The 18,988-nt window shown below is 68.0% G+C and carries 18 protein-coding genes and 1 pseudogene; 9 read left to right on the top strand and 10 right to left on the bottom strand.

The window, feature by feature from the left end:
* Positions 1-8: 8 nt before the first annotated feature.
* Genes ABTZ89_RS03035 through ABTZ89_RS03025 form a run of 3 tightly spaced genes read left to right on the top strand, consistent with a single transcriptional unit; the run spans position 9 to position 2,859 of the window.
* Positions 9-1,046 carry a TRAP transporter substrate-binding protein gene (locus tag ABTZ89_RS03035; protein ID WP_270948701.1) on the top strand — a complete coding sequence of 346 codons (1,038 nt, stop codon included), beginning with the start codon at positions 9-11 and terminating at the stop codon, positions 1,044-1,046.
* Positions 1,043-1,555, top strand: coding sequence for a TRAP transporter small permease (locus ABTZ89_RS03030; protein ID WP_270948700.1), 513 nt, complete (start codon positions 1,043-1,045; stop codon positions 1,553-1,555). The genes ABTZ89_RS03035 and ABTZ89_RS03030 overlap by 4 nt, the downstream gene beginning before the upstream one ends.
* Entirely contained in the window at positions 1,555-2,859 is a 1,305-nt protein-coding gene (locus ABTZ89_RS03025; protein WP_351039423.1) for a TRAP transporter large permease, read from the top strand. Before ABTZ89_RS03030 ends, ABTZ89_RS03025 begins: the two co-directional genes overlap by 1 nt.
* A gap of 79 nt (positions 2,860-2,938) precedes the next feature.
* Here ABTZ89_RS03025 and ABTZ89_RS03020 read toward each other — a convergent pair whose 3' ends face one another.
* Positions 2,939-3,523, bottom strand: a complete 585-nt coding sequence (locus tag ABTZ89_RS03020) for a PadR family transcriptional regulator (RefSeq protein ID WP_270948698.1) — start codon at positions 3,521-3,523, stop codon at positions 2,939-2,941.
* Positions 3,524-3,631: 108 nt separating this feature from the next.
* Between ABTZ89_RS03020 and ABTZ89_RS03015 the strand changes: the two genes are divergently transcribed.
* Genes ABTZ89_RS03015 through ABTZ89_RS03005 form a run of 3 tightly spaced genes read left to right on the top strand, consistent with a single transcriptional unit; the run spans position 3,632 to position 7,141 of the window.
* Positions 3,632-4,765, top strand: a complete 1,134-nt coding sequence (locus ABTZ89_RS03015) for an aromatic ring-hydroxylating dioxygenase subunit alpha (RefSeq protein ID WP_351039420.1) — start codon at positions 3,632-3,634, stop codon at positions 4,763-4,765.
* Position 4,766: 1 nt separating this feature from the next.
* Positions 4,767-5,771, top strand: coding sequence for a PDR/VanB family oxidoreductase (locus tag ABTZ89_RS03010; RefSeq protein WP_351039417.1), 1,005 nt, complete (start codon positions 4,767-4,769; stop codon positions 5,769-5,771).
* Between the two features lie 35 nt (positions 5,772-5,806).
* Positions 5,807-7,141, top strand: a complete 1,335-nt coding sequence (locus ABTZ89_RS03005) for an MFS transporter (protein ID WP_351039414.1) — start codon at positions 5,807-5,809, stop codon at positions 7,139-7,141.
* Positions 7,142-7,347: 206 nt separating this feature from the next.
* Here ABTZ89_RS03005 and ABTZ89_RS03000 read toward each other — a convergent pair whose 3' ends face one another.
* The 4 genes from ABTZ89_RS03000 to shiA all read right to left on the bottom strand — a co-directional run bounded on the left by ABTZ89_RS03000 (position 7,348) and on the right by shiA (position 12,827).
* A complete protein-coding gene (locus tag ABTZ89_RS03000) occupies positions 7,348-8,373 on the bottom strand; it encodes a LacI family DNA-binding transcriptional regulator (RefSeq protein ID WP_351039411.1) in 1,026 nt (341 codons plus the stop codon).
* 83 nt (positions 8,374-8,456) lie between these two features.
* The gene (locus ABTZ89_RS02995; RefSeq protein ID WP_351039408.1) at positions 8,457-9,740 is read right to left on the bottom strand and encodes an oligosaccharide MFS transporter; all 1,284 of its coding nucleotides are present in this window, start codon (positions 9,738-9,740) and stop codon (positions 8,457-8,459) included.
* 24 nt (positions 9,741-9,764) lie between these two features.
* Complete coding sequence (locus tag ABTZ89_RS02990) at positions 9,765-11,198, bottom strand: glycoside hydrolase family 32 protein (protein ID WP_351039406.1); 1,434 nt, start codon at positions 11,196-11,198, stop codon at positions 9,765-9,767.
* Positions 11,199-11,504: 306 nt separating this feature from the next.
* Positions 11,505-12,827: a shikimate transporter gene (shiA, locus tag ABTZ89_RS02985; protein ID WP_351039403.1), complete on the bottom strand. Its 1,323-nt coding sequence runs from the start codon at positions 12,825-12,827 to the stop codon at positions 11,505-11,507.
* 296 nt (positions 12,828-13,123) lie between these two features.
* On the opposite strand from shiA, the gene ABTZ89_RS02980 reads away from it, so the two are divergent.
* The gene (locus ABTZ89_RS02980) at positions 13,124-14,107 is read left to right on the top strand and encodes a zinc-dependent alcohol dehydrogenase (protein ID WP_351039400.1); all 984 of its coding nucleotides are present in this window, start codon (positions 13,124-13,126) and stop codon (positions 14,105-14,107) included.
* 51 nt (positions 14,108-14,158) lie between these two features.
* Here ABTZ89_RS02980 and ABTZ89_RS02975 read toward each other — a convergent pair whose 3' ends face one another.
* Positions 14,159-14,956 carry an IclR family transcriptional regulator domain-containing protein gene (locus tag ABTZ89_RS02975; RefSeq protein WP_351039397.1) on the bottom strand — a complete coding sequence of 266 codons (798 nt, stop codon included), beginning with the start codon at positions 14,954-14,956 and terminating at the stop codon, positions 14,159-14,161.
* Positions 14,957-15,025: 69 nt separating this feature from the next.
* On the opposite strand from ABTZ89_RS02975, the pseudogene ABTZ89_RS38905 reads away from it, so the two are divergent.
* Positions 15,026-15,175, top strand: a pseudogene (locus ABTZ89_RS38905) (acyl-CoA synthetase); the annotation flags it as partial.
* On the opposite strand, the gene ABTZ89_RS02970 reads toward ABTZ89_RS38905, so the two are convergent.
* The 4 genes from ABTZ89_RS02970 to ABTZ89_RS02960 form a co-directional block, all read right to left on the bottom strand.
* Entirely contained in the window at positions 15,165-16,031 is an 867-nt protein-coding gene (locus tag ABTZ89_RS02970; protein WP_351039454.1) for an ornithine cyclodeaminase family protein, read from the bottom strand. The pseudogene ABTZ89_RS38905 and the gene ABTZ89_RS02970 overlap by 11 nt on opposite strands.
* A gap of 331 nt (positions 16,032-16,362) precedes the next feature.
* Entirely contained in the window at positions 16,363-16,785 is a 423-nt protein-coding gene (locus tag ABTZ89_RS02965; protein ID WP_351039394.1) for a VOC family protein, read from the bottom strand.
* A gap of 77 nt (positions 16,786-16,862) precedes the next feature.
* Positions 16,863-17,075, bottom strand: coding sequence for a glycine zipper 2TM domain-containing protein (locus ABTZ89_RS38900; protein WP_502949506.1), 213 nt, complete (start codon positions 17,073-17,075; stop codon positions 16,863-16,865).
* Positions 17,076-17,418: 343 nt separating this feature from the next.
* The gene (locus tag ABTZ89_RS02960) at positions 17,419-18,006 is read right to left on the bottom strand and encodes an HXXEE domain-containing protein (RefSeq protein ID WP_351039391.1); all 588 of its coding nucleotides are present in this window, start codon (positions 18,004-18,006) and stop codon (positions 17,419-17,421) included.
* A 267-nt stretch (positions 18,007-18,273) separates the two neighbouring features.
* Between ABTZ89_RS02960 and ABTZ89_RS02955 the strand changes: the two genes are divergently transcribed.
* Positions 18,274-18,918, top strand: coding sequence for a TetR/AcrR family transcriptional regulator (locus tag ABTZ89_RS02955; protein ID WP_270948687.1), 645 nt, complete (start codon positions 18,274-18,276; stop codon positions 18,916-18,918).
* The last annotated feature ends 70 nt before the right edge of the window (positions 18,919-18,988 follow it).

Genomic DNA, 18,988 nt, shown 5'->3' with positions numbered 1-18,988 from the left:
AGGCAGGCATGAGGAACCGATTGATCAGCGGCATCGTCGCCCTGGTCCTCGTCGCGGCCCTCGCCGCATGCGCGCCGGCATCCGGTGCGCGGACGAGCGCCGAGGCGACGCCGGAAAACCCCCTGGTGTTGAGCCTGGCGAACAACCTCAGCGATGACCACGTCACCTCCAAAGCACTCGCCTCGTTCTCCGACGACGTCAAGCGGCGCAGCGGCGGCCGGATCGTGGTGAAGATCTACGGGAACGGTCAGTTGGGCGCCGAACCCGCGGTGCTCGGCCAGCTCCACGAAGGCATCGTCGACATGACCCGGGTCAGCGCGCCGGGACTGGCGACCTACGCCCCCGGCTACCACGCCTTCGGCCTGCCCTACGTCTTCAACTCCGAGCAGGAGTTCTACGAGGTGATGGATTCGCCCCAGATGGCCGAGTACTTCCGCTCGACCGCTGACGCCGGCTTCGTCGGCCTCACCTACTACAGCTCCGGTGCGCGGTCCTTCTACACCGGGAACAAGCCGGTGCGGACCCCGGAAGACCTGCGCGGGCAGAAGATTCGCGTGCAGGACATGCGCACGCAGACCGACTTCGTCAGCGCATTGGGCGCCGCCCCGGTCGTGATGGCGTTCAGCGACACCTACACCTCGCTGCAGACCGGACTGATCGACGGCGCCGAGAGCAACGAGACGGTGCTCACCGACAGCGCGCACGGCGAGGTCTCCCACGCGTTCTCGATGACCGAGCACACCCGGATCCCCGACATGCTCGTGATCAGCACCCAGACCTGGGAGCGGCTCGCCCCGGCCGATGAGGAGCTGCTCGCCGAGGCGGCCCGCGCGTCGACCGAGCGGCAGAAGGCCGACTGGGCGAAGAACACCCAGCAGGCGGTCGCCGACGCGAAGGCGATGGGCGTCGAGTTCATCACCGACGTCGACACCGAGGCCTTCCGCAACGCCACCCGGCCGGTGGTGGACGAGTACTCCAAGCAGTACCCGGAGGTCGCGGAGCTCCTGTCCGTCATCAACTCGGCCGGGAAGCGAGGCATGCCATGACCGCACTCGACCGCCTCAACCGGGTACGACGAGCGCTCGGTGGCGTGCTGGCGGCCTTCGCCGGTGTCCTGCTCGTCATCATGACCCTGCTCGTGCTGTACCAGGTCTTCACCCGCTACGTCTTGGGCTCGCCCGCGGCCTTCACCGAGGAGCTCGTGCGCTACGCGCTCATCTGGACGTCGATGATCAGTGCCGCGTACGCGTTCCTCCATCGCAAGCACATGTCGCTCGTCGTCCTGCGGGATCGGCTCTCACCCACGGGTCGGCGCATGCTGGTCCTCGGTTCGGACGTCCTCGTGCTGGTCTTCGCCGTGGTCGTGCTGGTGATCGGCGGCACGATGCTGGCGCTCAGCTCGGCCGCCGACTACTCGGCGCTGCTGGGCATCTCCCGGGGATTGGTCTACGCGATCGGGCCGGTCGCCGGCCTCGCGATCGCGTTCGCGCAGTTGCTCAACATCTGGGAGGACCTCATGAGCGAGGTCTCGATCGAGCCGGAGGGGACGGACTGATGGATGCTCCGACCGCTGTCGCCGTCCTGTTCGGCGCGTTCTTCGTCCTGCTGTTCACGGGCGTGCCGATCTCGGTGTCGCTCGGGGTCGCCTCGTTCGCCACCGCGTTGGCGTTCCTGCCGTGGGACGACTCCACCTACATCATCGGGCAGCAGATGAACGTCGGCATCGAGAGCTTCTCGCTGCTGGCCGTCCCGCTGTTCATCTTCGCGGGCAACGTCATGAACACCGGCGGAATCGCGCGCCGCCTCGTCGACCTCGCCCTGGTGATGGTGGGTCGGGTCCCCGGCGCGCTGGCGCACACCAACGTGCTGGCGAACATGTTGTTCGGCGCGCTGTCCGGCTCTGCCGTGGCGTCGGCCGCCGCGATCGGCAGCACGCTGCACGATCGCCAGCAGAAAGCCGGGTACGACCCGGCTTTCGGCGCCGCGGTCAACATCGCGTCGGCCCCGACCGGACTGCTCATCCCGCCGACCACGGCCGCGATCGTCTACTCGACCGTCGCGGGCGGCGTGTCCGTCTCGGCGCTGTTCATGGCGGGGTACGTGCCCGGCATCCTGATGGGCCTGGTGATCATGGTGATCGCCTTCGCCTTCACCCGGCGGCAGAAGTATCCGAAGGTCGACCGCGTCACCGCGGCCGAGGCCTTCCAGAGCCTGCTCAGGGCGATCCCGGGACTGCTGCTGATCGTCGTCGTGATCGGGGGCATCGTGTTCGGCGTCTTCACCGCGACCGAGGGTGCCGCGGTCGCCGTGCTGTACACGCTGGTGCTGTCGGTGGCGTACCGGAGCATGTCCTGGACGGCCTTCAAGGACGTCGTGAACCGCACGGTCGTCGCGACCGGCATCGTCATGTTCCTCATCGCGGCGTCCGCGGGCATGTCCTGGGTGATGGCCTACACCGGCATCCCGGCGGCGATCACCGAGGCGCTGCTGTCGGTCGCGGACTCGTCAGCGGTCATTCTGGTGCTGATGCTGACCCTGCTGCTCGTGGTGGGCACGTTCATGGACATCACGCCGGCGATCCTGATCTTCACGCCGATCCTGCTTCCCATCGCCGAGGAGCTCGGCATGGACCCGGTCCAGTTCGGCATGGTGCTCATCCTCGCGATGTGCATCGGCACCATGACGCCACCGGTCGGTTCGGTCCTGTTCGTCGGGACCGGCGTGAGCGGGGTGTCGATCGAGCGGGTCGTCCCGAAGCTGGTGCCGTACTTCGTCGGGCTGGTCCTGCTGCTCATCGCCGTCACCTTCATCCCCGCACTGTCCCTGGGGTTGCCGGGCATGATGGGCCTGCTCGACTAGCGGTCCGGGCCTCTCCGCGACGACGTGGAGCCTTTCCGAGGCCGGCGAAGCCAGAACGGCAGCTCGCCAGTTCCGGAAGTCATGAGCCGTACAACTCGTCGACGAGGGCGAAACCGTCGGCGATCCAGGCCAGCTCGGTGCGGGCGCGGGCGATGAGGCCGTCGTAGGCGTACACCTTGTAGCGCACTGCGAGCTCGGCCTCGCGCTCGGTCAGCTTGGACAGGCGGGCCGCCAGGGTGGGGTGGGTGCGGTCGACGAGCGCAGCCCGGGTGCCTTCGAGCATGCTCAACTGCTCCTCCCAGTACACCTGCTGCTGCCGGAGCTGCTCGCGCACCGACTCGGGGTCGGCGAAGTCGAAGTAGGCCGCCTTCAGGTACGCCGGGTCCCGCTGCCGCTGAGGCGTCAGCGGGGACCCCATCCACTCCTGGAAGTCGGCGAGGCCGGCATCCGTGACGTGGTACTCCTTCTTGGTCCCCTTCTTGCCCCAGGGCACCTCGACCGAGGTGAGCAGCCCGTCCCGCTCCATGCGGTTGAGCTCGGGATAGATCTGCGAGTCCGGGGCGTGCCAGACATGCGCCACCGAGCGGCTGAAGCTCTTCGAGATGTCGTACCCGGTCATCGGACGGCCGGTGAGGAGCGCGATCAGCGCGTAGCGCAGCGACAAGGCACCTCCCCCTCCGAACGCCTCACGCTATCGACCATTGCCAACTCACTATATCCATAGTTAGATTGTGGCCCGCGCAACACATACCTATCTTCATAGGGAGTTCTCATGCCCCGCGCCGCCTCCCCCGCAGCGGACAGCGCGCCACCGACCACCTCCGCCGCGAAGATCTTCAACCACCCCCGCAACGCCTGGTACGTCGCCGCCTGGGACCACGAGGTCACCGGCAAGCAGCCGCTGGCACGCACGGTCGCCGGCGTACCGCTGGCGTTGTGGCGCAACGCCGAAGGCCGCGCGGTCGCTCTCGCGGACGCCTGCTGGCACCGGCTCGCGCCGCTGTCGAAGGGCAAGATCTTGGGCGACGAACTGCAGTGCCCCTACCACGGTCTGCGCTACAACTCGACCGGCCGCTGCACCGGAATGCCCGCGCAGGAGACGATCAACCCCAGCGCGGTGGTCCCCTCCTACCCCGTCGTCGAGCGCTACCGGTACGTCTGGGTCTGGGTCGGCGATCCGGACCTGGCCGATCCGACCGCGGTACCCGACATGCACCAGATGGACGACCCCGCCTGGGCCGGCGACGGCGAAACGATCCACGCCGACTGCAACTACCAGCTCATCCTCGACAACCTCATGGACCTCACCCACGAGGAGTTCGTGCACTCCTCGAGCATCGGTCAGGACGAGCTGTCCGAGGCCGAGTTCGACGTGACCCACGAGGGCAACACGGTGACCGTCAGCCGGTGGATGCACGACATCGACGCCCCGCCGTTCTGGCTGAAGAACATGCGGGACAAGTTCCCGGGCTTCGCCGGCAAGGTCGACCGCTGGCAGATCATCAACTTCGAAGCGCCGGGCACGATCTGCATCGACGTCGGTGTGGCGAAGGCGGGTACCGGTGCGCCCGAAGGGGATCGCAGCCAAGGCGTCAACGGGTACGTGATGAACACGATCACCCCCGAGACCGACCGAACCTCCCACTACTTCTGGGCATTCATGCGCAACTACCGCCTGGACAGCCAGACCATCACCACCCAGCTGCGCCAGGCGGTGCACGGGGTCTTCGGCGAGGACGAGGAGATGTTGCGCGCCCAGCAGCGCGCCATCGACGCCAATCCTGAGCACGAGTTCTACAGCCTCAACATCGACGCCGGTGGGATGTGGGTGCGCCAGATCCTCGAGCGCATGCTCGCGGCCGAAGGACGCCCCTCCTCCGCACCGGCCACCGGTCAGGGGACCTGAGATGGCAGTGCAGACACAGACCCGCTGGCAGCGAGCCCGGGTCGTCGAGGTCTCCGACGTCGCCGACGGCATCCGCCGCATCGTCCTGGCCCCCGAGCAGCCCGAGCACGCCGCGCCCGGCACGCACATCGACGTCCAGATCGGGGACGACGCCCGCCGAGTGCGTTCCTACTCCGTGGTGCGCTCCGAGGACGGCGGCCGCCGGTTGACCCTCAGCGTTCGGCTCTCCCCCACCTCATCCGGCGGCTCGGCCGCGATGCACCGACTCCGCGTCGGCGACGACCTGACCATCACCGGACCGCTGCAGAACTTCCCGCTCGCGGTCGGCGCGGCCCGCTACGTGCTCGTCGCCGGCGGCATCGGCGTCACCGCGCTGGTGGCCATGGCCTCCGCGCTGCGTCGGCGCGGTGCCGACTACCAGCTGGTGCTCGTCGGTCGCAGCCGCCCCGCGATGGCGTACCTCGACGACCTGGTCGCCGAGCACGGCGACCGCGCCAGCGTCCACGTCGACGACGAGGGCACCTCGCTGGCGGTCGACGACCTAGTCGCCGGTATCGCCCGGACACCCGCCGCCGCGGGCACCGAGCTCTACATGTGCGGCCCGATCGGGCTCATGAACGCCATCTCCCGGAGTTGGGCCGAGTACGACCTGCCGACGACCAACCTGCGCTTCGAGACATTCGGTTCCAGCGGCAGGTACCAGGCCGAGGAGTTCCTGGTGCGCCTCCCCGACCTCGGCCGGGAGATCACCGTCGCACCGGACGCCTCGATCCTCGACGCCCTCGAGTCAGCCGGGGTCGACGCGCTCTCGGACTGCCGCAAGGGCGAGTGCGGACTGTGCCTTGCGAAGGTGGTCGACTCGACCGGCACCATCGACCACCGCGACGTCTTCCTGAGCGAGTCCCAGAAGGAACGCTCGAACAGGTTGTGCCTCTGCGTCTCCCGAGCAGTGGCATCCGGCAGCGGCTCGGGAGGTCCCGCTGTCCTCTCCCTCCGCCTCACCTGAGCCGGTGCACCCGGATCCCCACCACTTGGAGACCCATGAACATCACCGCACGCATCTCGCAGGCGCCGATGAGCGGCTACCAATGGCTGATCGTCGCGCTCTGCACCTTCATGAACTGCCTGGACGGATTCGACGTCATGGCGGTCGCCTTCACCGGGCCGTCGGTCACCGAGGAGTTCGCGCTCAGCGGCTCGGAGTTCGGCCTGCTGGTCTCGGTCGGCCTGATCGGGATGGCGATCGGCTCGATGCTGCTCGCCCCCTTCGCCGACCTCATCGGTCGACGCCCGCTGATCCTGATCAGCCTCGCCCTCGGCACGATCGGCATGTTCGGCGCCGCGATGGCGGCGTCGGTGACGGTGATGGGCATTTTCCGCCTCATCACCGGCATCGGTGTCGGCGGCATCCTGGCCAGCACCAACGTGATCGCCAGCGAGTTCTCCAACTCCAAGAACCGCGGCCTCGCCATCGGCATCTACACCGCCGGGTACGGGCTCGGCGCCACCGCGGCAAGCCTGGTCGCGAAGTCCACTGTGGGCGGTGACTGGCGAATCGTCTTCTACGCCGGCGGTATCGGAACCCTGCTCGCTCTGGTCGTGATCGCCGTCGTCCTGCCCGAGTCGGTCGCCTTCCTCGAGCAGCGCCGTCCGAGAGGCGCGCTGGAGCGGATCAACCGGACACTGGCCCGGATGCAGATGGAGGCTGTCACGAGCACCGACCTCGACGAGGCGGCCGCCAGCCGGACGGCCACCGAACGGACCGGCTCGGGATGGCTCAAGCAGCTGCTGACCCCGACGATCCTGCTCTGGCTCGTCTTCATCACGATCATGTTCGGCTTCTACTTCGTCAACAGCTGGACCCCCACGCTCCTGGTCGAGGAAGGCCTCTCCAAGAGCGCGGCGGTGACCGCCGGGATGGCGATCTCGATCGGCGGCACAGTCGGCTCGGTCCTCTACGGCGTCGCCGCGCGGGTGCGCACGCCGCGGGTGGTGCTGATCGGGTTCTCCCTGCTCTCCGCCGCGATGATGATCGTCTTCATCGTGAGCACCTCGGCCCTGTGGCTCGGGTTCGGCATCGGCGTCGGCGTCGGCGCTTTGATCAACGGCTGCATCGCTGGTGCGTACACCGTTGGTCCGCCGCTCTACCCGGCCAACGTCCGCAGCGTCGGCATGGGATGGGCGCTCGGGATGGGACGCATCGGCGCCATCCTGTCCCCGACCATCGCCGGCATGCTCAAGGACGCGGGTGCCTCCGCGACGCAACTCTACGTCGGTGCCGCCGTGGTAGTCGCTGTCTGCGCGCTCGTCCTGGTCGGCCTGCGCCGGTACGACCCCGAATCCGCTCGCAGGCCGAACGAGCCACTCGCCGTCTGACCTCTCTAGGCCACCTCGCGACCCGGGCCGAGCAGATCCGCGTCACCGACGAGCCCGGCCACCGTTGAACGATCTGGTCCGCACCCGCGAGATCCCGACGCCCGCAGCCCACGCGATGCTCGCCCTGATCTGGCTTTCAGTGACGAAACACCCTGGCATAAAGGGGGATTCACCAGTAGAGACCCATACAAGTATGACTCCCCGACTCAGCCCGGTCGGGCGACGGATCCCCGTTCGACCAGCGGGCACGGCAGCCGGAGCACCTCCGGCTTCGGCGCGGCGCCCGAGCCGATCGCGTCGAGCAGCAGCCGGGCCGCGGTCTCGCCCATCGCATGGTGCGGCAACGCCACGGTCGTCAGCGGCGGGGCGGTGTGCTCGGCGAGGAAGCGCTGGTCATCGTACCCAACGATCGACAGGTCGCCCGGGACGTCGAGGGCCAGCCGTGCCGCGGCGTGCAGAACGCCGGTCGCGACTCGGTCGTTGTAGCAGATAATTCCGGTCGGCCGGTCGTCGCGGGCGAGCAGCTCTAGAGCGGCGGCGTGGCCGTGGGAGATCTCGCCGCCGCAGTGCAGCACCGGCCCCTCGGCAACGCCGGCCGCGGCCAGCGCATCACGGTGTCCGGCCAGACGCTCGCCGGTCGCGATGTCGTCGATCCCGCCGACAACGGCGATCCGGCGGTGCCCGGCAGCCAGCAGGGCGCGGGTGGCGACCGCCCCTCCGGCCCGGTCGTCCGGGACGACGGCGGCGTGGTGGCCGTCGGCCGACAGGCAGTTGGCCAGCACGACCGGCGTGCCGTTGAGACCGGGGGGGAGCGAGGCCAGGTACGGCGACATCGCGGCGTAGATGATCCCGTCGACCCGCCGGTCGAGGAGCCCGTCGACGGCCGCCGCCTCCTTCTCCGGATCACCGCCGGAGTCGACGGTGAGCACCAGGTGCCCGGCCTCCCACGCCGTCTCCATCGCGCCGGTGAGCAGCTCGCCTGCGAACGGTGAGGACGCGATGCGGTCGGTGACCAGGCCGAGCATCGCCGTGCGCCGCCGGCGCAGGCCACGGGCGACGGCGTCGGGGCGGTAGCCGAGCTCGGCCGCCGCGCTCCGGATCCGCTCCTGGGTGGCGGCGGAAAGGTTGCCCTCGGCGCGGCCGTTGAACATGAAGCTCACCGCGGTGTGCGAGACACCCGCGAGCCTGGCGACGTCCTTCGACGTCGGCCGGCCCGACTCGTTCGTTCGCATCTGCCGTCCTCTGCTCGCGGTGCCGGGCGGGTGCTTCGCCTGGGTAGCGAGGATAGATCACGCCGGTACCCGCTGCGCCGTTGTCACCGGGCCGCGGAGGCGGCCCGGGCGCCGTCGCGGACGAACGGGTCGCCCTGGACGTCCTGATCATCTCGCTGCAGCACGAAGTAGGCGTAGACCGCGGCACAGGCGACCGCACCGGAGATGACGTAGAACGTCGGCTGGTACCCGATCGCATCTCGCAACGCGCCGAGCGGCTGGGACAGCACCACGTTGCCGACCTGGGCCGAGATCTGGAACCCGACCATGTAGACGGTGGCCGACAGCGCGGAATTGAAGTGCAAGGTGAAGTACCGGAAGATCCCCAGGATGAACAGCGGCACCTCGATCGAGTGCAGCATCTTCACCGCCGAGACCAAGATGGGATCCATGAAGACAGCGCTGCCGAGGATCCGGACGAACATGACGGCCACACCGAGCAGCAAGGTGTTGCGCACACCGACTTTGCGCATGAGGATCGGGATCACGCCCAGCATCGCGGCTTCGGTGAAGACCTGCACGGCGTTCAGCACCCCGTACGCCTCCTGGCCCTGCGCCTGGGAGGCGAACAGGCCGGCGTAGAAGTCGGGGAACATCTGCTGGTCGTAGACCGTGTAGAAGGTCCAGGTGAAGAAGACCAGGACGATGATCAGCCACAGCCGTCCCTGCTGCAGCAGTCGCATCATCTCTCGCGCGCTCGGGACGGTCGGCTTCCCGGAACCGGTCGTGCCGGTCGCGGTGGTGCGAGGCGAGGCCCAGAACAGCTGGGTCAGCAGGCAGAGCAGGCCGAAGAACGAACCGAGGGCGAAGTTCAGGGTGGGGTCGACGGTGAACAGGAAACCGGCCGCGAGCGTGAGCAGCGCATACCCGAACGACCCCCACATCCGCGACTGGCCGTACTCGAAGCCGTAGGTTCGGCTCAACCGCTCGGACACCGCCTCGAACAGGCCGACCGCGGCCATGAAGCCCAGCGAGAGGAAGACCGCGCCGACGACCACACCGAGTGCGAAGGCGTTGGACAGCAGCGGTTGGTAGACGAATACGAAGAACGGGCCGACGAGGGTCATCGCCGCGGAAGCCAGGATGGTGAGGTGCCGCCGGGTGCCCAGGCGATCCTGCACCGCCCCGTAGGCGAACATGATGACCAGCGTCGCCAGCGAGTTCGCCGCGTAGACGGTTCCGACCTCGGACCCGCTGAGCCCCAGCCCGTTCTCCTCGTCGGTGAGCCAGATCTGGAAGAACGACCACCAGACGCCCCAGGACGAGAAGAACAGCAGCAGAGTCACTGAGCTCTGCAGATAAGATCCGTTTTTGAGCGTCCGCTCCATTGAGGCCACTCAGCACCATTCCTTTCAGCGGTTGGCGAGGTGAAGTGCGGCCGGGCCGGTCGTCCCGGTCCCGGCCCGGTCCGGGTCGAGGGCCCACCCGGTCAGCTCCACGGCGGCGTCGCCGCGCGGTACCGATACCTCGGCCGCGCCTGCCGGGGCTGGGTGCACCTTCTCGGTGATCACTGCCCTGTCGTTCACGTACACCTCGATCACCGGTCCGTCGACGAACACCCGCAGGTGCACCGCGGTGGCGATCGGCACCGATGCGATCGCCGAACCGGCCCTCGGCAGCGGGTGCGAGGCGCCGGCGGGCACCGCCGAGCGGTCGAGCTCGACCAGGCCCCGTGAGGGTGTCGCCCGCAGCGCGACCGACGGGCCGAGCCGCAGTTCCACCTCCGTTTCCGGCTGGGCGATCGTCGCTCGCAGGTCCAGCTCGTAAGCCGCCGGGAGGTCGGTGCCGACCTCCAGCACCTCGCCGCGCAACGCGGTCAGCTCGCGAGCGGGGACGACCCTCAGCCCGCCGTCATCGTGCAGTCCGAGCTCGCGGGGAAAGGTCGCGCAGCCGGCCCACCCGGCCTCGGCCGAGTCGCCGGGAGAGCGGGACTCCCAGCTCCAGCCCCAGACCAGCGTCCGGTCGCGCTCCAGCAGCGCGGTCGCGGCGTAGTGGTCGCGGCCGTAGTCCAGCAGCCCCCCGCCACCGTCCGGGCTGAAGCGCAGGCCACCGCCGGTTTCGACGGTGCCGGTCAGCGCGACCGTCGTGTAGGTGATGTCGGCGATCCACAGCGACAGGAGCAGCACCCACCGGTCCTCGCCGACGGGCAGCAGGGCGGGGCACTCCCAGGCGTCGGCGGGTGCCGCGAGCCGGGCGGCCGCGGGATCGGACGCGTCGAGCAGCGACCCGGCGAACGTCCACGAGTCGAGCTCGTCGACGCGATAGACCAGCACGTCCGGGCGCCCACCGCCCACGTGCCCGGCCCCCACCAGGCCCCAACGGACCCCGCCGACCTCGACCAGGTACGGGTCGCGGAACGCCAGCAGGTCGGCGCCCTCCGGCGGTCCGTCGACGACCGGCGTCGGTACGGCGGTGAACTGCTCGAGCGTGTCGTCGCCAGCACGGGCGAGCATGACCGATCCGATCCCGTCGGTGCGGTCCATTCCCGTGTAGACGGCGGTGGCGACGCCGCGGTCCACGGTCGCGCACCCCGACCAGGCGCCAAGGGCGTCCCGGCCGCCGGGGGTCGGCGCGAGCGCGATCCCGTGGTCGGTCCAGGTCACCAGGTCCGCGCTGGAGGCGTGCGACCAGTGGATGTCGCCCCACGACGTCGATCCGGGGTTGTGCTGCTGGAAGAGGTGATAGCGGTCCCCGAACAGGAGCGGGCCGTTCGGATCGTTGCACCACCCGCCCCTCGCAGGGCGCACGTGGTGCCGCGGGGTGTTCCGGTCGGCGTCCTGGGCCATCGGTGCTTCCTCACCTCGTCGTCGGAGCTTGGCGAGGAAGCTAACACGTTAAAGTCAGCTCGTCTAACACGAGTTAGCCCTTAGCTCCGACAAGAGGGCGGCTGGTTCTCATCGACCGTTGTCCGAGGCAACGGCGAGGAACCCATCGATGCAGCCGCTGGCACCGTCCAGCCCGGTACCGAAATGGCCTTCCTGAACTTCTTGTGGTTCTCGCGCAAAGGCGTGGACGAATTCAAGTCGGCCGAGTGTGATCGGCTTGGAGCCGAACGACCGCCGCACCTCGTCAGGCGGCCGTGCGGCAACCGGTCATGCGTGCGCCTTTTCGCGGGCGATGCTCGGTTCGTCCGCGGGACGCAGGGTGAGCGCGACCAGGGCTGAGACGAGGCAGCCGAGGCCGAGATAAGCGGCCACCCAGTACCAGGTCCCGCCGCCGAGCAGGACGAGCGCGGTGGCGATGGCCGGAGTGAAACCGCCACCGATCGCGGCGGCCACCTGGTAACCGAGGCCGGCACCGCTGTAGCGGTACTCGGGGCCGAACAGCTCGGTGAGCAGGGGCTGCTGAACGCTGACGATCATGTCGTGGGCGATGTTGACCAGCACCACCGATGTCACCACGATCAGGATCTTCGAACCTGCTTGCATGGACAGGAAGTAGGGCACCGATCCGATCACCCCGACGACCGCACCTGCGATGAACACGGGCTTGCGGCCGTAGCGGTCGGACAACCAGGCGAAGAGCGGGATCGTCACGATGCCGATGCCGCCGACGAGCAGGGCCGTGGTGAGCATGAAGCCCGAGCTGAAGCCGTAGTTCTTGGTCGCGTAGGCCAAGGCGAAGGTCGTGACGATGTACATGGTCAGCAACTCGCCGAGCCGCAGCCCGATGATCTGGAAGAACGCGGCCGGGTGCCGGCGCAGCGCGTCGAGCACCGGCAGTTTGCGCTGCTCCGGCGCGCGTTTGGCGACTTGCTCGCGGAACACTTCGCTTTCGGGGACGCCGGCGCGAATCCACAGCGCGATCGCCACGAACACGACGCTGACCAGGAAGGGGACGCGCCAGCCCCAGGACTGGAACACCGCGTCGCTCATGAAGGACTGCAACAGCCCGACGATGCTGGTGGCCAGCAGCAGTCCGACGGAGTAGCCGACCTGGACCCCGCTGCTGAAGAACGCCTTGAGCTTCGGCGGGGCGTTCTCGACGGCCATCAGGGCCGCACCGCCCCACTCCCCGCCGACGGCGAAGCCCTGCACCGCGCGCAGCACCACGAGCAGCAGCGGCGCCCACCAGCCGAGGCTGGCGAAGGTGGGCAGCAGACCGATCAGCGCCGTCGACACGCCCATGATCGACACCGTCCACACCAGCACGGTCTTGCGGCCGATCTTGTCGCCGAAGTGGCCGAAGAACAGCCCGCCGAGCGGGCGGAAGATGAAGCCGACGCCGAACGTGGCGAAGGCTGCCAGGGTTCCGGCGAGCGGACTGATCTCGGGGAAGAAAGCGCTGTCGAACACGACAGCGGCGACGATTCCGTAGAGCAGGAAGTCGTACCACTCGACGACCGCTCCGATGAAGCTCCCCGCCGCGGCCCGGGCGGGCTTGGCCCTGGTGGATTCGGTGGGTGCATCCGCCATTGGACACCTCCTGTGCGCTATGCGCACGATCGTGCGCTAATTGCACGCCATAGTGCGATGTCACCCGCAGGCAGTCAAGACCGAAGGCATTTCAGCCCCGCCCCGGCGAACCCACCCCGGCCCCCGAGAAGCCGCCAGATTTTCCAGTTAGGGCTGAAATGAGGCCTTGAACCCCCACAACGAATCAAGCGCACCGAGCTGCCCTTCAAACGCCGGAACCAGCACCTTGAAGACCCACGAGGCCGGCGCTATGGTCGCTATACGCACATGTGAGCGCATAGCGCACAGGAGGACCGATGGACGCAGTAGCCCTGACCGCCCCGGAACGCGTCGAGATCATCGACGTTCCGAAGCCGGACCACGGCCCGAACGACGTCCTCGTGCGCATGCTCGGAGTGGGGCTGTGCGGAACCGACACCGCCGTGGTCCGAGGCGGGAGGAAGGTTCCCCAGCTCCCGTGGGTGCTCGGGCACGAAGGCGTCGGCGAGATCGTCGAAGTGGGCGGGTTCGTTCGGGACCGGCGGGTGGGCCAACGGGTGGCCATCGAGCCGAACTACTGCTGCCTGCGCTGCGACCAGTGCAGGACGGGTTTCACCTCCGGCTGCAGCGACCGCATCGCCGTCGGTCTCACCGCTCCGGGCGTGCTCGCCGACCACGTCGTGGTGCCGGCCGCCTTCGCGCACCCGGTCGCTGATCACGTGAGCATCGCCGATCTGGTGTGCACCGAGCCGCTGACGGTGGCGCGCGCGGCCGTGCGCCGATCTGGCGTGCAACCCGGGCACCGCTGCCTGGTCGTCGGAGCCGGTTCGCAGGGCCTGTTCGTGTGCCAGTCGTTGCTGGAAGCCGGCATCGCACCATCCGTGCAGGAACCTCACCCGGGACGTCGCGAGCTGGCCCTATCGCTGGGCGCCGTGCCCGACGAGCCGGGCCGAGCGGTGGACCACGTCTTCGAGACCTCGGGTGCACCCGGGGCTCTGGAGTCGGCACTGGAGCGCTTGGTCCCCGGCGGGCGAGCCACTCTCGTCGGCATGAACCCGGCTCCGGTCGCGGTGTCCTCGCACGCGATCGTCTCGCGCCAGTGGTCGATCACGGGTTCGCTGATCTACGACCACCCGGGCGATTTCGCCGACACGATCGCGATGCTGGAGAAGGGAGCCATCGAGCCGCACCGCGTGCTGCAGGCCCGGTTCTCCCTCCACGACGCGGCCGACGCGTTCGCCTCAGTGCGGGAGACGCCGGGCAAGTGCTGGATCAGCTTCGAGGACGACTCCGCCTCGTGAGCGCGAAAGCCGGTCGCAGCCGGTTTTCGCACTCACGACACCGCGACTCGCTCAGCCCACGGCACTGATGAGATCCGCCTCGATCAGGCGAGCGGTCCGCAGGATCACCGGAACGTAATCGCGCTCGACCAGCTCAGGCGTGGTGCGCCCGGCGTGCACCGATACGTTCGCCGCAGCCACCACGCGACCAGCGCGGTCGCGCACCGGCACGGCCGCGCCGCGCAGCCCCTCCTCCAACTCCGAGTCCACCAACGCCCACCCCTGCGCACGCACCTTGTCGATCTCCGCGCGCAGGCTCTGCACGTCCCGGACCGTCCGATCGGTGCGCCGCTGCAGCTGCAACCGGCCCAGCCGCTCCTCCAGCTCGGCTTCGGGAAGTCCGGCCAGCAACACCCGCCCCATCGACGTCGTGCACGCGTCGAACCGGGTGCCGATGTTGATCTTCACGGTCGCCAGTCGACTGCTGGCCATCAACGCGAGGTAGACGATCTCGTCGCCGTCGAGGACCGCCAGCGCCGCGGTCTCGTTGAGCTCACGAGCCAGCGCCTGCAAGTGCGGCTGCGCGACCTCCGGCAACGACATGCCGGACAAGTAGGAGTACCCCAGCTCCAGCACCCGCGGGGTGAGCTCGAAGTGGCCGCCGTCCGAAGTCACGTACCCGAGATCGGCCAAGGTGAGCAACAGCCTGCGCGCCGTGGCCCGGTCCAGCCCCGTCTCCCGGGCCACCTCGGCCAAGGTCTGCGTCCGCCGCTCCGCGGTGAACGAGCGCATCACCGACAGAGCACGCGCCACCGACTGCACGAAGTACCCGTTCCCCGCACGTGCGCCCGCCGCCGATTCAGCCACCACGTTCGCACACCTCCCAACACAGCGTGCGTATAGCGCACACTCTAGCGAATGCCGCACGCTCCTTCTCCGGGGCCGCTCGCGGCTCGGCGAGCCGGGAGGCAAGCAGGGCGCAAGGCCACCGGCATCATCAAGAGCGGCGGCTGCAAGAAAGGCACGGGCGAGATCGAGAACCGCCTGCTGGAGCACCCGGCGGTCGCCGAGGTCGCGGTCACCGGCGAACGACTTCGCCGAGCCCTTGCGATCGGGATGCGTGCGCGCGTAGGAGGTGGTCGGCCAACAGCACTTCGGTGCCGGCTAGTCCGACCGAGCAGTGCAGGGTGATCTCGTCATCGTGGGACCGCCCTGGGACCCGGCCAGCGATCACGTCGGCCAGACTGACCAGCGTGGCGCTGCCGGTGAAAAACTGGCCTTGATAGTCGCGGGCCTGCTCGGGTGAGTCGCAGGTGATCAACCCGCACGTGCCGACCAGCTCCAGGGGTGTCTCGTGGCTGTCGCGGGTCTTGGGACCGACCGTGGTCACGTGCGTGCCGGGGGCGATATCGGCTGCGTCGAGGACGGGGGCCTTCGCGTTGGTGGCGAGAACGACGATATCCGCACCCTGGACGGCGTCCGCCGCGCAGGCCGCCGAGGAGGCGGGCAGGCTGAGTTCGGTGGCAGCCCGGGCGGCGAATGCATCCCGCCGACGAGGATCGCGGCTGTACACCCGGATCTCCCGCAGTGGGCGCACCGCTCGTAGCGCCCACAACTGCGTCCATGCCTGATGGCCGGTGCCGATGATGGCGGCAACGCGCGAGTCCTGGCGTGCCAACACGTCAGCGGCCACCGCGCCCAGCGCCCCAGTGCGGCGCGCGCCGAGCTCGTCGCCAACGACCACGCCAGTCAGAATCCCGTGGGCGTCCCAGACAGCAACGAGCTGATCGCCCGCAGGGCGTCCGGCCCGGTAAGCACGAAACCCACTCACCCCTTCGGCCAGTCCACCGGCAGTGAACACGTAGTCCAGGCTGTCCAGCGGACAGCGCACCCGCGGCGGGGCGGCCAACCGGCGAGCGGCATGCTCACGCAGCGCCTCACGCATCACCTCTACCACCACCGCGGCGGACGCGCGGCGGACGACATCGTCATCGAGCAGGATCATGGCCACATCCTCAAACATCAACCTTGCTCGAAGGCAATCACCTTTTAGCGCTGCGCGTGGTCAGCGACGTTGTCACGGTGCGTTGTGCATAGCTGGTCAGTAGCTGGAAAGGGGTTTTCCCTACCGCAGCGGCATTTTGTCGATGCCTTCGGTTCTGCACCGGCGTTCCGCGCGCAACTCCAAGACTGTCAATGTCGATGTGACGGTGGGTAATGCGGCGCTGGGCGACGCCAGAGCAACCAGCGCGGCCATCGTCCGCCACAGGAGAAAGTCAGATTGCGGGTGTGGCTGCAGGGATGGCATTGGACCAGGAGCGAATGGACAGGACGACGCGGTATCCGTCCGGGTCGGCCACGGTCACGCCCCAGCGGTCCCAGTAGTCGTTCTGGGCCACCCTCTTGCCGCCGGCGTTCTCCAGTCTCGCGATCAGCGAGTCATCGATGGGACTGTCCAGGTAGAGCACGAGCAAGTCTTCCGCGGTCGGTTTCGGGGCGACCTGCTGGTTGGCTCCGCCGACCAGCTCGAGATGCCATGAAGCTTCTGGCCAGCCCAGCATGATCAGGTCGTGCTCGCCAGGACTCGCGTTGACCCGGTAGAGCACGTTGAGCCCGAGGCCTGCGACGTAGAACCGCTCTGCCGCGGCTAGATCACTGCACGGCCTGGCTAGCCGGATGTGGACCGTCGGATCAATCATCGACACCGCTCCGTTCTTTCTTTTCTGGACCAGACTCCAATGCGTGTTGACCGAGTCCTGGCGGCTGCGGCATCGGGTTACGGCTTAGAGGAACGAGTCTCGTCGCGTGATCGGTTTTTCCTCGACTTGCCGGAAACGACAGCTCCGACCACTCCCCCGATCACGGTTCCGACTGTCGCCCACCACCACTGATCGACCATCGTCGCCACGGTTACACCGATGACCAAACCAATGATCAGTGGCAGGTAAGACCATCCGCCGATTGGTACACGAGGGACTCGTTCTCGCACCACTAACCCTCCCTCTCAACACGTCACCGAACAACGCCGGTTCGACCTCAGCAATGAGGTCACGGCAAACCCAGCAAAAAGCCATGTCGGCCAGGTTCACGTCGAGTCACCGTGCGGTTTCTCGTTGGGGTTGACCACAAGCGTGATGGTAACACCATCGTTGCACCAATTGCCACGTTCGTTGTACTGGTGTCGCAATCGTCCGACTGGAGGGGCGCCCTAACGCTCCGCGCCCTTTACTGCTCGGAAGCCGCACGTAGGGCAAAGGCGGCGTGAACAACGAAGGCCACCGGCAGTCTCACAACAAGGCGGCCGGCCAAGGCAATCATCCTGGTTCCGCTGGTTATCGCCGTCGTTTCATCGCGCCCCGCGCCAGCTTCCGCAGAACGTACGCACCACAGTGGACACCCAACAGTGCGGCGGGGAAAGCGGCAGCGGTGGCAGCTGTGCTGTTCAGCTGCTGCACCACCCCGGCCCGCTTCAGGCGCCACCATGCCCAGGCGGAGAACGGAGCGACGACGAGCGACGCGGTGACCACACCCGGGGTGTACTCGCGCATCACGGCGGATTGCCCTACATGGGTCACGGCGTGCAACCCGAACCCGGCGAGCGCGGTCTGATAGAAGGCGGAGCGACCTTCGGACCCGGCCCCCGCAGCTGCCGCGGCGGCGATCAGGCCTCCCATCAAGCCGATCGCAGTCGCCGCGTGAGTGCGATCGAACCGCAGCAATGACAACACCCTCGGCGACATCCCAGGAAAGCTCGCCTGCAGCCTGTCGCACTGCTTGGCGGCGTACCGGGGCATAGTTGCCAGTTCCTCCGCATCATGCGCAGCGAAGGCGACCAGCAATCCCCAGGTGGCCGCAGCAGGTACGGCGACATGCGTAGCGGGCGCCTCACTCGCCCCGCACGCCGTGCCACGCTTCGTCATACGCCTTCCTCACGCTCGACCCCTCGGTGCGCCCCCAATACCCAAGTCCCCTTGATGAGCATCTGAGAGCGCTTCAGCGGCCGCCCCGATTTCCTGGCTTCGAACAGCATTGCTCACTTTGCGCGACGAACGGGCCGAGGTTCCGGATGACGATGCACATCATTCGTCCTCCGCGCCGTCTTGGTTGGGGCACAACAGCGCGACTGGTAAGGTATAACGCACACGGCAAGTTGTAAACCGGCTAATGCAAATCGTTCAGAATGGCCCATGATGACCAGGAAAAACGCGGCGAGCCCGCGACCCCGTGGCGGTCTCGCGGACAAACGTCGCGCGATCATCGCCGGTGCCCTCACCATGTTCGCCAGGGACGGCTACACGCGCGCGAGCATGGATGCCATCTCAGCCGAAGCCGGAGTGTCGACGCGCACTGTCTATAACCATTTCACCGACAAGGCAGAGCTGTTCCGCACGGTCATCCGAGAAAGCGCAACGAGATTCGCTGAGGCACAGATCGCAATCATCGAGCGCTACCTGCACCGGGTCAGCGATCTGGAACCGGACCTCGTCGAGTTCGGCCTGGCCTTCGCGAAACCGATCGCGGCGGAGTATGCCGACCACTTCGCCCTGGTGCGCCAGGTCAACGCCGAGGCCGGGCACATCCCGCAGGAAGCTATCGAAGCGTGGCAGGAGGCCGGACCTCTACGCGTCCGCCGCGCACTCGCCGAACGACTGTCCAAAGTGGCCGAGCAAGGACTGCTGCGCCTCGACAACCCGGAACAAGCCGCGCTGCAGCTCATGCTGCTGATCTCAGCCAGCACCACACCCGACCAAAGGGCGGCGTCGACCGACGAGGAACTCACCGAGACAGTCACTGCAGGGGTGCACACGTTCCTCTACGGCCACGCACGCTAACGGCTGCGAAGCTCGGTCGGGGCCGCTCAGATGGCCAGTCGCCTGAACGATTCACCTTATCTACAGTGGA

Source organism: Saccharopolyspora sp. NPDC002686 (assembly GCF_040295745.1).
In the GTDB taxonomy this organism is placed as follows: Bacteria; Actinomycetota; Actinomycetes; order Mycobacteriales; family Pseudonocardiaceae; genus Saccharopolyspora; species Saccharopolyspora oryzae.
Note: the sequence above shows the minus strand (reverse complement) of the source record. Positions and strands in the feature narration are given on the sequence as shown.

Bases quoted from the DNA above. Each gene is read 5' to 3' on its own strand.
- ABTZ89_RS03035 (WP_270948701.1), top strand. From the start codon at position 9: ATGAGGAACCGATTGATCAGCGGCATCGTCGCCCTGGTCCTCGTCGCG.
- ABTZ89_RS03030 (WP_270948700.1), top strand. From the start codon at position 1,043: ATGACCGCACTCGACCGCCTCAACCGGGTACGACGAGCGCTCGGTGGC.
- ABTZ89_RS03025 (WP_351039423.1), top strand. From the start codon at position 1,555: ATGGATGCTCCGACCGCTGTCGCCGTCCTGTTCGGCGCGTTCTTCGTC.
- ABTZ89_RS03015 (WP_351039420.1), top strand. From the start codon at position 3,632: ATGCCCCGCGCCGCCTCCCCCGCAGCGGACAGCGCGCCACCGACCACC.
- ABTZ89_RS03010 (WP_351039417.1), top strand. From the start codon at position 4,767: ATGGCAGTGCAGACACAGACCCGCTGGCAGCGAGCCCGGGTCGTCGAG.
- ABTZ89_RS03005 (WP_351039414.1), top strand. From the start codon at position 5,807: ATGAACATCACCGCACGCATCTCGCAGGCGCCGATGAGCGGCTACCAA.
- ABTZ89_RS03000 (WP_351039411.1), bottom strand. From the start codon at position 8,373: ATGCGAACGAACGAGTCGGGCCGGCCGACGTCGAAGGACGTCGCCAGG.
- ABTZ89_RS02995 (WP_351039408.1), bottom strand. From the start codon at position 9,740: ATGGAGCGGACGCTCAAAAACGGATCTTATCTGCAGAGCTCAGTGACT.
- ABTZ89_RS02990 (WP_351039406.1), bottom strand. From the start codon at position 11,198: ATGGCCCAGGACGCCGACCGGAACACCCCGCGGCACCACGTGCGCCCT.
- shiA (WP_351039403.1), bottom strand. From the start codon at position 12,827: ATGGCGGATGCACCCACCGAATCCACCAGGGCCAAGCCCGCCCGGGCC.
- ABTZ89_RS02980 (WP_351039400.1), top strand. From the start codon at position 13,124: ATGGACGCAGTAGCCCTGACCGCCCCGGAACGCGTCGAGATCATCGAC.
- ABTZ89_RS02970 (WP_351039454.1), bottom strand. From the start codon at position 16,031: ATGCGTGAGGCGCTGCGTGAGCATGCCGCTCGCCGGTTGGCCGCCCCG.
- ABTZ89_RS02965 (WP_351039394.1), bottom strand. From the start codon at position 16,785: ATGATTGATCCGACGGTCCACATCCGGCTAGCCAGGCCGTGCAGTGAT.
- ABTZ89_RS02960 (WP_351039391.1), bottom strand. From the start codon at position 18,006: ATGACGAAGCGTGGCACGGCGTGCGGGGCGAGTGAGGCGCCCGCTACG.
- ABTZ89_RS02955 (WP_270948687.1), top strand. From the start codon at position 18,274: ATGATGACCAGGAAAAACGCGGCGAGCCCGCGACCCCGTGGCGGTCTC.